Source organism: Micromonospora echinospora (genome assembly GCF_014203425.1).
Lineage (GTDB): Bacteria > Actinomycetota > Actinomycetes > Mycobacteriales > Micromonosporaceae > Micromonospora > Micromonospora echinospora_A.
Genome location: NZ_JACHJC010000001.1, coordinates 3,689,967 through 3,702,243 on the forward strand (window position 1 = coordinate 3,689,967; position 12,277 = coordinate 3,702,243).

The following is a 12,277-nucleotide window of genomic DNA, read 5'->3' on the forward strand; positions in this document are numbered from 1 at the left end:
GTGCCCGGCTCGGCAACCGCCCATCCGGGTTTCCTTCGCCACATGCCGGGTAGTCGCCGTACCCGGCGGACCGCCCGGGAGACGACGCGGCGGGAGGTTGGCATGGTGAGTGCTCCGCGACTGACCGGTGGGCGCTGAGATGTGCGGGATCAGCGGTGAGGCCAGGTTCGACGGGGTCACCCCCGACACCGACGCGGTGAAGCGGATGACAGCGGCCATGCGCTCACGCGGCCCGGACGGCGAGGGCGCGTGGGACGACGGCTGGATCGCGCTGGGGCACCGCCGGCTCACAGTCATCGACCTGTCCGAGGCCGGCGCCCAGCCGATGGTCCGCGACGACCTCGGCTTGGCGCTCGTGTTCAACGGCTGCGTCTACAACTACCCGCAGCTGCGCGACGAACTGCGCGCCGCGGGGCACACGTTCCACAGCACCAGCGACACCGAGGTGATCCTGGTCGCGTACGCGCAGTGGGGGGAGCGGTTCGTCGATCACCTGGTCGGCATGTTCGCCGTGGCGCTCGTGGACCGGCGGCGCCGCCGCCTCGTGCTGGCCCGCGACCGGCTCGGCATCAAACCGCTGTACCTCGCCGAGTCCCCGGGCCGGCTCCGGTTCGCCTCCACGCTGCCGGCGCTGCTGGCCGGGGGCGACGTCGACACCGGCATCGACCGGGTCGCGCTGCACCACTACCTGTCCTGGCACTCGATCGTGCCAGCGCCGCGCACGATCCTGCGCGGGATACGCAAGCTGCCCCCGGCCACCGTCCGGGTGGTGGACGCCGACGGGAACAGCAGCGAGCGCGTCTACTGGCGGCCCGAGTACCGGCGCGACCGGGCCCACGACGGCATGGACGCCGCCGACTGGCGGGCCGCCGTCGGGGACGCGCTGCGCACCGCCGTACGCCGCCGCCTGGTCGCCGACGTGCCGGTCGGGGTGCTGCTCTCCGGCGGCCTCGACTCCAGCATGATCGTCGCGCTGCTCGACGGCGCCGGCCAGCACCACCTGCAGACGTTCAGCATCGGCTTCGACAGCCGCGGCGACGAGGCCGGCGACGAGTTCCACTACTCCGACCTGGTCGCCCGCGCGTTCGGCACCGACCATCACCGCATCCAGCTCGCCGACGACGACCTCGGACCGGCCGTACGCGCCACCGTGGCGGCCATGACCGAACCGATGGGCAGCCACGACGTGGTGGCGTTCCACCTGCTCTCCGAGCAGGTCGCCCGGCACGTGAAGGTGGCACAGTCGGGCCAGGGCGCCGACGAGGTGTTCGCCGGCTACGGCTACCACCACCGGCTGGCCGACGCGGCGCGGGAGAACGCCGCGGCCGAGTTCACCGCCGCGTTCTTCGACCGCGACCACGCCGAGCTGAACCGGGTGGTCGACCCCGCGTACACCTGTGAGCGGGACGCCAGCGGCGAGCTGGTCGCCGCGGACCTGGCCGCGCCGGGCGCGCAGACCGCCGTGGACGCGGTGCTGCGCCTGGACACGCACCTGATGCTGCCCGACGACCCGGTCAAGCGGGTCGACAGCATGAGCATGGCCTGGGGACTGGAGGTGCGGACGCCCTTCCTCGACCAGGACCTGGTGACGCTCGCCGCGGCCTGCCCGCCCGAGCACAAGCTGGCCCAGGGCGGCAAGGGCGTGCTCAAGGAGGTGGCCCGGGAAGTGCTGCCGGCCGAGGTCATCGACCGGCCCAAGGGCTACTTCCCGGTGCCGGCGCTGCGCAACGTCGACGGGCCCGTGCGAGAGCTGGTGGTCGAGGCGCTCAGCGCGCCGGAGGCGCGCCGGCGCGGGTTGTTCCGCCGGGAGTACGTCGACGAGCTGCTGGCCGAGCCGGACCGGGCGCAGGCCGCCGCCGGCAGCAACAAGTTGTGGCAACTGGGCCTGCTGGAGTTGTGGTTGCAGTCGCACGGCGTGAGCTGAGTGGCCGCCCGGCCCGGGGCGGCGAGAGGAGCATGGTGAAGTTCGTCATCGAGAGCGAAGCCGACGGCACGGTGGGGTTCACCGTGGTGGGCGGCGACGGACGGGTGCTCGCGACCGGGCAGCCCTGCCCGGACAAGGGCGCGGCGCTCGCCGCGGTGGGGGAGATGATGCACGCGCTGGGTGACGCCTGCATCGAGGACCGGACCGGGGCGGCCGCCGGGCCGGTGGCCGGCACCCGGACCGAGATCGGCGACGACATGTCGGACATCGGCCGATCCGGCATCCCGCCGGTCTGAGGCTGCCCCTCCGGGGCCGCTCTCCGGGGCCGCTCTCCGGGGCCGCCGGAACCCGCCCGGTCGGCCGGGCGGGTTCGCGCGCTCACTGCTCGTCGTCGAGCACGTCCGTGTGGCCGTCGCGGGTGACGGTGGGTGGGAGATGCTCGTCCGGCTGGGGCGCCTCGGCCAGCGTGTGGTGCGGGTCGCCGTCGGGCGAGAACAGCACCCGATCGGTCTTGCGGGTCTTCTCCTGCTCCTCCTCCGGCTCCGTCACCGCGTTCTCCCTCCGCTCACCGGCGCCCCGGGCAGGTCACCTCGCCCCACGCTATGCGCCGGACGGGCGCCGGGAGCGGGTTTCCGCCCGACGGCCCCGCGGTCACCGGTCCGGCCGGTCACATCCGGACTGCGCGGCCGCCGGGGTGGGGCTCGCCTACGCCGTCGTGGCCGGCGCGCCGATGTCCGGCACCGGCCGCCTGATCGTTCCGTCGCGCCACTTGGCCGTCACGCACGGTAGCGCCGAAGCTGCTGCCGCATGGTTCACCTCGCGCCCCTTTGCTTTGCAGCCATCGACGCGGCGGTGACTCACGGCTATCGCTGCGTATGGGGCTGCAGAGCAAAGTCGGCGGAGAGGCAACAGCACCGCCGACGACCAGTCGAGCATTTTTGCTGTTCAGAGGCGCTGCACGCGGAATTCGGTGCACTAGACCGGGAAACCGCACCTCACCCTCTGTGACGAGCTGCTGGATCGGGGCTGAGGTGACGGGCAGTCACACCCCGGGACGCGGGCGGGTCGCCGAAGGCCGGTCGGGCGGCAGCCGGCGAAGGGTCAGGCGGCCCGCCAGTCGCGCACCAGGGCGGCCACGGTGGCGTGCCGCGCCGCCGGGTCGGGCCGGGTGGCCCGGTCGACGACCGCGCGTTCCACGGTGGTGCCGCGCCAGCCGGATGGGCCGTCGAGCAGGTGGTGCAGCGTGCGGCCGAGCGCGTGGACAGTGGTGCGCTCGTCGATGGTCGCGCCCCGGGTCAGCTCCTCCGGCGACAGGTAGCGGCGGGACCCGGGCAGCCGGTCGGAGTCGAGTACGAACGCCCCCGGCCGGTACTCGTCCAGGTCGATCAGCCACATCCGGCGGGCGTCGAAGTCGTAGAGGAAGCAGCCGTCGTACAGGTCGACAGCGACGTACCCGGCCGCGCTCACCGCCGCATGCGCGTCGAGGATCGCGTCCAGCGCCGCGCGCACCTCGGCGAGCGGGAGCCGCTGGAAGCGGGCCAGCCCGCTCCGGTCGCTGCCGTGGACGGTGGCGTGGTTGAGCACGACGCCGTCGCGCCACGGGTACACGATCGTTGGGCCGTCGGCGCCGTCGCGTACCAGTTCGGGCCGCACGAGCGCGGAATGCCGGACCGCGGCGTGCAGGCCCAGGGCGCGCGTGAGCGACTCGCGCGCCCGCGGTGTCCCGGCCCGTTTGACGAACCAGCGCCTGCCCGCCGACTCCACGCCGTAGGAGACGCACCCGGAGTCCTGATCCCCGAAGACCACGAACGCGGCGCCCGGGTCCAGGTTCAGCATCGGTCGATGTTACGACGACCGCCCGGCCGGCGAGGGCCCCGTCCGGGTCACCGCGGCGGGTCCACCACCTCGATGACGTCCGCCGGCGCGCGGCGGGGCGCGGGCGGCAGCTCGGCCTCCGGACCCCAGCCGACGCGCACGATCAGGTACGGGTCGCCGATGCCGGCGAGCAGCTCACGCATCATCCGGCGCGGCCAGGTCAGCTCGACGGCGTCGCTGAGCGGCGCGCTGGCCAGCCCTTCGGCGGTGGCGCTGAGCAGCAGCGCCGACAGCGCCTCACCGCCGCGCAACCAGGCGGCCGGCTCGTCGCCCTCGCCGAACAGGATCAGGTACGCCGCGCCGCGGTCGAAGTCCGTGCCCGCGCTGAGCCCTGCCGCCCCGCCGGGCGCGTAGTCACGCAGCGGCACCCGTCGTGGGGAGGGCCGCACGGCGGTCGCGGCTGGTACGCCGTCGCCGCTGCCCGCCGGCCGGTTCGTCCACCGGTTCAGCTCCTCCCGGTACGCGGGGTCGGCCAGCTCCGCCTCGGCGGCACGACCGGTGGACACGGCGAGCATCGGCATCTGGTCCGGCCGGACCACGTGCAGGTGGGCGCCCTCGGCTTCGACGGCGTCCCCGAGGCGGGCCAGCACCGCCTCCGGCACCGGCCGGTCGCCGTACGCCCGCCGGTCGGTGCGGCGGCGCGGGATCGCGTCGACCAGCCGGCCCGCCGGCACGTCCAGGTCGGCCGGGCCGGTCGTGCGCAGCCGGGCCAGCAACGACGGGTCGGCCGGGTCGGGCAGCCGCTCGACCACCGCCGCCCAGCCGAACGCCGCCAGCGACACGCGCGCGTGGTGCAGGGCGGCGCCGCAGCTCAGCATCAGCAGCCGGCCGTCCGGGTCGGTGTGGGTGAGCTGCCGGTCCGGCTCGGCGCGCAGCTCCAGCGTGTCGCCGGTGATCCGCCAGCGCCAGGGCTGGGTGTTGAACACCGACGGGGCGTGCAGGGACTGCCGGGCGGCCGCCTCCAGCACCCGTACCCTCGGGTCCTGCTCGACGCGGGTCGACGCGCTGTTCATGGCGGCCCTCCTTGCTCGCTCGTCCCCTTCCGAGCCTGCCCGCCGCCCTCGCGGGCGGACAGGGCCGGAGGTCCCGGCCGCACCGGGCCGTGCGCCCCGGCGCGGCGTCAGGCGTCGCCCGGCTCCGGGGGTACGGCCAGCGCGATGGTGAGGTCGAGGACCGTGGCGGGGTCGTGCAGCCGGTCGCCGAACAGCTCGCGGAGCTTGCCCATCCGGTAGCGGACGGTCTGGGGGTGCACGAACAGGTCGGCGGCCACCTCGTCGCGGCGTCCCTGGTGCAGCAGCCACGACCGCAGCGTCTCGGCCAGCCGGTGCGCGGTGGCCGGAGGCAGCGCGGCCAGCGGCGCGAGGGCCTGCGCGCGCAGGTCGGCAAGGGCCTCCGGGTCCATGCTGAGCAGCAGAGTGGCCAGGTGACGCTCAGTGTCGACCGGCCCGGCGTCCGGCTCGCCGAGCCCGAGCGCGAGCGCCCGGGTGGCCCGCTGGTACGACGCGGCCACCCGGTGCCAGGGGCGGGCCGGGCCGAGCACCGCCCGGTGCCCGTGCAGCAGCCGGGTGAGCTGGCGGCGCCGGCCGCCGTGCATGTCCGGCACCAGCAGTACGGCCAGCTCCTCGACCGGGTTCATGCCGGGCAGGTCCTCGCCGCTCTCCAGCGTGTGCGGACTGAGCAGCGCCAGCACCGCGCGCAGGTGCCGGCGGGGCAGCAGCACCACTGTGAGTGTCTGCGGCGGCGGCCAGTCGGCGCGGTCCGCACTGCGCCGCAGCGACTCCTCCGGCTCGCCGGCCAGCAACTGCTGGGTGAGCCGTTCCATACTGCGGCGGCGCATCCGGCCGGCGCTGGCCAGCTCGTCGGCGTGCCCGGCCACGCTCGCGGCCGACAGCTCGTCGATGTACGCGAACATCAGCTCGGCGAACTCGGCCACCGTCGCGGCGGCGAGCCCGCTGCGCACCGTCGTGGTGGACACCTCACGCCAGGCCACCCGGGCGCCCACCCGGTACGCGGCCAGCAGCGCGTCCATGCTCCGCCCCGAGCGGGCCTCGCCGCTGCCCAGCGCGTACGCGGCTTCCAGTGCCGGGGCCAGTGGAGTGCTCGGGTCGGACGCCTGGGTACCCTCTATGAGCTGGAGGAACGTGCCGAGCGCGATGCGTACCGCGTTTTCGATCTTCGCTCGCATGGCGCCGGTGAGCGCGCCGGAGTAGTCCGGCACCTCGGCGGTGATCGCGGAGACGGTCCGCTCGGCGACCATCGGCAGCCCTTCGCGCAGGGTCTCGGCCATCCCGGCCTCGAGGTTGAGGTGCGCGGCGCGCTGCCCGGTGCCGACCTCCAACGTCATGTTGTTCCCTCCGAACAAAAACCCGCGACCGTTTCACCTTTGTCGGTCAAGATGTTATGCGATCGGGCGGTCACGCTGGTCATATGACCACAACTGCCTCCCGCCGCCCTCAGAAGGTCACCTTCCGGGACAGGCTGCTGCGGCTGGCCGGAGCGGTCACCACGCCGGTGCTGCCCGACGACTATCTCGACCTGATCGCGCCGCTGCGCGCGGGCGCCCCGCTGCGCGGGCGGATCGTCGCGGTCCGCCCGGAGACCCGGGACGCGGCCACGCTGGTGATCCAGCCCGGCCGTGCCTGGCAGGGGCACCTGCCCGGGCAGTACATCCGCCTCGGCGTCGACGTCGACGGCGTGCGCCAGTGGCGCGCGTACTCGGTCACCTCGGCGCCGGACGCCGCGGACGGCCGGATCAGCGTCACGGTGAAGGCCATCCCCGACGGCAAGGTCAGCAACCACCTGGTCCGCCGGATCCGGCCCGGCACGTTGATCCACCTCGACCAGGCCCAGGGCGACTTCGTGCTCCCGAGCGCGACGCCCGAGCGGGTCCTGTTCGTCACCGCAGGCAGCGGCATCACCCCGGTCATGGGGATGCTGCGCTCCGGGCTGGCCGACCGGGCCGACGTGGTGCTCGTGCACTCGGCGCCCACGCGCGACGACGTCATCTTCGGCGCGGAGCTGCGCGCGCTCGCCGAACGCGGCGCGTTGCGGCTGGTCGAGCGGCACACCGACACCGACGGCCTGCTCGACGTCGCCGAACTGGCCGGGCTGGTGCCCGACCACTTCGACCGGGAGGCGTGGGCGTGCGGGCCGATCGGCATGCTCGACGCGGTTGAGGGGTACTGGTCCTCGAACGGCCTCGTCGAGCGGTTGCACACCGAACGTTTCCGTCCGACGGTGATCACGCCGGGCGAGGGAGGCACTGTGACGTTCACCGGAGCAGGGGTGACCGTCGAGTCCGACGGCGCCACCACCCTGCTCGACGCGGGGGAGAACGCCGGAGTGCTGATGCCTTCCGGGTGCCGGATGGGCATCTGCTTCGGCTGCGTCGTACCGCTGCGCCAGGGCGCCGTCCGCGACCTGCGCAACGGCGACGTCACCACGGCCGTACCGGGGGACGGCGTGCTCGTCCAGACGTGCGTGTCGGCCGCCGCCGGTACTTGCGACATCGATCTCTGAACAGGAGCCACCCACGTGACCGTCATCCAGAAGAAGGCCGTCAACCCGATCGCCCACCTGAGCGCCGAAGACATCGAGATCATCGGCAAGGAACTGGACGCGATCCGGGACCGGGTCCTCGCCGACCGGGGGGAGCGGGACGCCCGCTACATCCGCAAGGTGGTCAAGACCCAGCGGACACTGGAGATGAGCAGTCGGGCGGTGCTGCTGTTCTCGCTGTTCCCGCCGGCCTGGATCGTCGGCACGGCCGGCCTCACGGTCGCCAAGATCCTGGAGAACATGGAGATCGGGCACAACGTCCTGCACGGCCAGTGGGACTGGATGCGCGACCCGAAGATCCACTCCACCACCTGGGAGTGGGACCACGTCTCCCCGGCCGACCAGTGGAAGCAGTCGCACAACGAACTGCACCACCGCTACACCAACGTCGTCGGCAAGGACAACGACCTCGGGTACGGCATCATGCGCGTCGACGAGGACCAGCCATGGCACCCCATGCACCTCGGCCAGCCGCTGTGGAACCTGCTCAACGCCGCGTTCTTCGAGTACGGCATCGCCGCGTACGACATGGAGCTGGGCGACCACCTCAAACAGCGCAACCTCAAGGACCCGAAGTTCCGGGCCAAGGCCAGGGCGGTCGGCCGCAAGATCCGCCGCCAGGTGCTCAAGGACTACGTGGTGCACCCGCTGCTGTCCGGCCCGTCGTTCCTGACCACGCTCGCCGCCACGTTCACCGCGAACCTGCTGCGCAACGTGTGGAGCCACTCGGTGATCATGTGCGGGCACTTCCCCAACGGCGTGGAGACGTTCGAGAAGACCTCCATCGAGGGCGAGACGCGCGGCGAGTGGTACCTGCGCCAGATGCTCGGCTCGGCCAACATCAGCGGCAGCCCGCTGCTGCACATCATGACCGGCAACCTGTCGTACCAGATCGAGCACCACCTCTTCCCCGACCTGCCCAGCAACCGCTACCAGGAGATCGCGCCGCAGGTGCGGGCGCTGTTCGACAGGTACGGCCTGCACTACACCACCGGCCCGCTGCCCAAGCAGGTCGCCTCCGCGTGGTGGAAGGTCATCCGCCTGTCGCTGCCCAACCGCAACGACAGCCGGCAGCCGGTCGCCCCGGCCGCGCTGGCCTCCTCCGGCACGGCCTGACCCGACCGTTGGGTGCACGGCCGGTGAACTTACACCGGCCGGCACCTGACCGTCCGGTGCACAGTCGGCGTCCGCGCAGCTCAGAGCGGTTTGCGCGGCCGTCGCGGCAGCCCGGCCTCCCCGTACACTCGCGCCCGTCCGGCATACGGGTGAATGGGTGTTCGGCGATGCGGCTCGGCCGGCGGGTGGTCATGCTTGTCGACAACGCGGTCGAGGGTGACTCGCGGGTGCAGGAGGCGGCCCGGTCCGCCGCCGACGTCGGCTGGGACGTCACGCTGATCGGCTGCGCCCACGTCGACGCCGAACGCCGCTGGCGGCTCGGCGACGCCGAGGTACGCGTCCTGCCGCTCGCCGCCGCTCGCGCTACTCCATCCGCCACCGCATCGGCCGTCGTCTGCCGCCCGGGCGGCGGTGTCCCCGGCGCCGGCGTCTCCGCCGACCTCGGTCCCCGGGGGCGGCGACGTCTCCGCCCTGCCCGACCGCCCGACAGTGGTGCTGAACGCCCCGGTCACCGGAGGCGCAGGCCGAACGCCTCGACGCCCTCTACCGCCGCCTGCTCACCCTCACCCGCTGACGCCCGCCGCCCGGGTGGAACACCATGGGTGTCTCCGGCCCGTTTTGACACCCATGGCGTTCCACCCGCGCCCTTGGGGAGGCATGGTCAACTCCATCTCGCCGGAATGGCGGCATCCGAGTGCCGTTGACCCCGCCATTTCGGGGGAGTGGTGTTGATCTTGCGAGGGCGAGGGCGAGGGCGCGGGAAAAGGGCTGGGCGGGACGGTGTGGGCCGGGCTACCGTCCAAGGTATGCAGAGCAGGCGCACCATTACCGCCGCGGCCGCGCGAGCTTTCCGCTCGCCGGTTGCCGCCGCCTGACCTGCCCCACACCCACGCCGGCGACCGGAAACGGTCCGCCGGCGTCGTCGTGTCCACGCCGTGAAACGCGTCGCGGCGGGCCGTCCGGTCACCCGTACCCGGAAGGCACCCGCCATGACGCCCGACGACATCACCCGGACGTTTCTCGACCACTACCACCGGCACGACCATCAGCGTGCGCCGGAGAGTTCCCTCGTTCCGCCACCCGGCGACCCGGTGCTGTTCACCACGTCCGGCATGCACCCGCTCACCCCGTATCTGCTGGGGCGCCCGCACCCGGGCGGACGACGACTGGCGAACGTGCAGCGGTGCCTGCGCACGACGGACCTGGACGAGGTCGGTGACGACACCCACCTGACCGTGTTCCAGATGCTCGGCTCGTGGTCGCTCGGCGACTACGACATCGCGACCAGCCTGCGCTGGGGCTTCGACCTGCTCACCGGCGGGTTCGGCATCCCGCTGGAGAGGCTGCACGCCACGGTCTTCGGTGGCGGCAGCGGTGAAGGGCCGGACGACACCGCGCGGGACACCTGGACCGGGCTCGGTGTGCCGGTGGAGGCGCTGGGCGAGGACAACTGGTGGTCCAACGGCCCGACCGGCCCCTGCGGACCGGACTCGGAGATCTTCGTGTGGACCGGCGACGGCCCGCCCACCGGCACGCCCAGCACCGACGCGCGCTGGGTGGAGGTGTGGAACCACGTGCAGATGCGCTACCACAGGCACCCCGACGGCCGGCTCACACCGCTGCCGCACTCCAGCATCGACACGGGCATGGGCCTGGAACGACTGGAGATCGTGCTGCGCGGCGACCGGTCCGTGTTCACCGGCGACGGGCTGCGCCGGTGGGTGGACGCGGTGGGGGACCGGTGGGACCTGCGCGATGAGGACCTGCGCGTGGTCTCCGACCACCTGCGGTCCGCGGTGGTCGTGCTCGGCGACGGGGTACGCCCCGGCAACACCGGCCGCGGGTACGTGCTGCGGCGGCTGCTGCGCCGCGCGCTCACGGTGCTGTGGCGCGACGACCCGGCGCGCAGCCTGGACGGGCTACCGCCCGAGCTGTACGCGGACACGCTGCGCCGCTTCCGCCAAGTGCCCGGTCCGAGCGCGCTGCCGGTCGACGTCGGCTCGCTGCACGCGACGCTGGTGGACGAGGAACGCCGCTTCCGAGGGCTGCTGCGACGCGGACGGCCGCTCGTGGACCGGGTACGGGAGCGTGGCCCGCTGACCGAGCGCGACTACCACTGGCTGCACGACACCCACGGGCTGCCCCGCGACCTGGTCGACGGTCTGCTCGCCGAGGCCAGCTGAGTAGCGGCAGGGGTGAGCGGGGGCCGGGCGGCCAGCAGCCGGGGGAGCAGCAGCCGGCTCAGCGGTGGCCGCCCGGCCGGGCCGGTGCCAGACTCGGAGGCGGACGCCACGCGAGGGAAGCGGACGCCGCCGCGAGGAAAGGGCTGCCGATGACCGAGGTACGGCCGGACGAGAAGACGGTGCCGCTGCTCGGCGCCGAGGTGCGCATCGCCGACGCGGCCGGGTTGCTCGCCGCCGCCGTCGACGGGCCGGTGGAGCTGCTGGTCGACGGCGACTTCCCGGCCCCGGTGCGGGAGGTGCGCTGCACTGTGCGCGCCGACACCGCAGACGGGCAGCCGGCGCACCGCTTCGAGGCGTACCTGCGGGTGGAGAGCACCCCGGCGGGCCTGCTCGCTCTCGGTCTGGCCGGGCCGGTCGGCGTGCTGCTCGCCGAGCGGCTGGCCGCCCGCGGCGGTGACGGCCCGGCCGCCGCGGTGGGCCGGATGGCCGCGGAGGCCGGACGGCGGATCTGGCCGCGACCGGTCGCGACGCTCGCCGCGCCGCCCGGCGACGAGGCCGGCCGGGAGGTGCTGCGCGTGGCCCGGGAAGCCGGGCTGCGGCCCCGCGTCGACCAGGACAACGGCACGGTACGCATCAGCGCCGACGTGCCCAGCGCCGAGGTGGATGCGGCGCACCTGCGGGCGATGCTCGGTCTGCTGCTGCAGGCCGTACGCGAGTTGTCCGGCGACAGCGACGAGCCGACTGTGCTGCGCGGACGGACGTACCTCGTGGGGCGGCGACCGGTGACGGCGGCCGGGCCGCGTAGCGCGGCGGTGACCCTCGACCAGGTCGGCGGACTGTCCGACGTGGTCGCGCAGTTCCGCGAGGTGGCGGTGTCGTTCCGGCACCCGGCGGCGATGGCCCGCTGGGGCGCGCGTCGGCCGCAGGGCATCCTGATGTACGGGCCGCCGGGCACCGGCAAGACCATGCTGGCTCGGGCGCTGGCGAACGAGATCGGCGCGGACTTCGTGGAGATCCGCACCCCGGAGATCCTGGACAAGTACCTCGGCGGCTCGGAACGCAACATCAAGCGGATCTTCCGGGAGGCGCGCCGCTACCGGCGGCCCACCGTGATGCTGTTCGACGAGTTCGACTCGATCATCAGCTACGCCGGTGCCGGCGGCGACGCGGCCAGCCAGGCGGTCAACGCCGTCGCGGGCATCTTCAAGCAGGAGATGAACACGCTGTTCGAGGAGAACCCCGACGTCATCGTGGTGGCCACCACCAACTTCCCGCAGCGCGTCGACGCCTCGCTGATCCGCTCCGGCCGCTTCGACCTGAAGATCGCCATTCCGGCGCCGGACGAGACCGGACGCGCCGAGATCCTCACCAAGATGGTCCGCGAGCTGATCGACCGGCACGAGCGGCCGGGCTTCAAGATGTTCGCCGACGACCTCGACCCGGCCGCGCTCGCGGCCGACACGGCCGGGCTGACCGGCGCGGACCTCCGGGAGGCGCTGCGCCGGGTGCAACTCGCCAAGGCGCTCCGGGAGGCGGCGGAGGGTGCGCCGCCGGCTCCGATCGGTCAGGATGACCTGCGGGAGGCCGTCGCCGGGTTGCGCCGCGGCTGACCGGAAGGAGT

The 12,277-nt window shown here is 73.5% G+C and carries 10 protein-coding genes; 6 read left to right on the forward strand and 4 right to left on the reverse strand.

What is annotated here, in order from left to right; genetic code table 11:
- Positions 1-139 precede the first annotated feature (139 nt).
- Both FHU28_RS17035 and FHU28_RS17040 read left to right on the forward strand, forming a co-directional pair.
- Positions 140-1,924 (forward strand): N-acetylglutaminylglutamine amidotransferase, encoded by a 1,785-nt coding sequence (locus FHU28_RS17035; RefSeq protein ID WP_184689630.1) that lies wholly within the window; start codon positions 140-142, stop codon positions 1,922-1,924.
- A gap of 32 nt (positions 1,925-1,956) precedes the next feature.
- The gene (locus tag FHU28_RS17040; protein ID WP_221453224.1) at positions 1,957-2,220 is read left to right on the forward strand and encodes a hypothetical protein; all 264 of its coding nucleotides are present in this window, start codon (positions 1,957-1,959) and stop codon (positions 2,218-2,220) included.
- A gap of 82 nt (positions 2,221-2,302) precedes the next feature.
- Here FHU28_RS17040 and FHU28_RS17045 read toward each other — a convergent pair whose 3' ends face one another.
- From FHU28_RS17045 to FHU28_RS17060, 4 genes are all read right to left on the reverse strand, one after another.
- On the reverse strand, positions 2,303-2,473 hold the full coding sequence (locus tag FHU28_RS17045) for a hypothetical protein (protein ID WP_013285860.1): 171 nt from the start codon (positions 2,471-2,473) through the stop codon (positions 2,303-2,305).
- Positions 2,474-3,025: 552 nt separating this feature from the next.
- Entirely contained in the window at positions 3,026-3,760 is a 735-nt protein-coding gene (locus FHU28_RS17050) for a serine/threonine-protein kinase (RefSeq protein ID WP_184685384.1), read from the reverse strand.
- Between the two features lie 47 nt (positions 3,761-3,807).
- The gene (locus FHU28_RS17055) at positions 3,808-4,812 is read right to left on the reverse strand and encodes an Acg family FMN-binding oxidoreductase (RefSeq protein ID WP_184685386.1); all 1,005 of its coding nucleotides are present in this window, start codon (positions 4,810-4,812) and stop codon (positions 3,808-3,810) included.
- Between the two features lie 107 nt (positions 4,813-4,919).
- Positions 4,920-6,143, reverse strand: a complete 1,224-nt coding sequence (locus tag FHU28_RS17060) for a PucR family transcriptional regulator (RefSeq protein ID WP_184685388.1) — start codon at positions 6,141-6,143, stop codon at positions 4,920-4,922.
- Positions 6,144-6,226: 83 nt separating this feature from the next.
- Between FHU28_RS17060 and FHU28_RS17065 the strand changes: the two genes are divergently transcribed.
- The 4 genes from FHU28_RS17065 (at position 6,227) to FHU28_RS17080 (ending at position 12,266) form a co-directional block, all read left to right on the forward strand.
- Positions 6,227-7,318: a ferredoxin reductase gene (locus tag FHU28_RS17065; protein ID WP_184685390.1), complete on the forward strand. Its 1,092-nt coding sequence runs from the start codon at positions 6,227-6,229 to the stop codon at positions 7,316-7,318.
- Between the two features lie 15 nt (positions 7,319-7,333).
- Positions 7,334-8,473 (forward strand): fatty acid desaturase family protein, encoded by a 1,140-nt coding sequence (locus FHU28_RS17070; RefSeq protein ID WP_184685392.1) that lies wholly within the window; start codon positions 7,334-7,336, stop codon positions 8,471-8,473.
- 989 nt (positions 8,474-9,462) lie between these two features.
- A complete protein-coding gene (locus FHU28_RS17075; protein ID WP_184685394.1) occupies positions 9,463-10,656 on the forward strand; it encodes an alanine--tRNA ligase-related protein in 1,194 nt (397 codons plus the stop codon).
- Positions 10,657-10,805: 149 nt separating this feature from the next.
- A complete protein-coding gene (locus tag FHU28_RS17080) occupies positions 10,806-12,266 on the forward strand; it encodes an ATP-binding protein (protein ID WP_184685396.1) in 1,461 nt (486 codons plus the stop codon).
- The last annotated feature ends 11 nt before the right edge of the window (positions 12,267-12,277 follow it).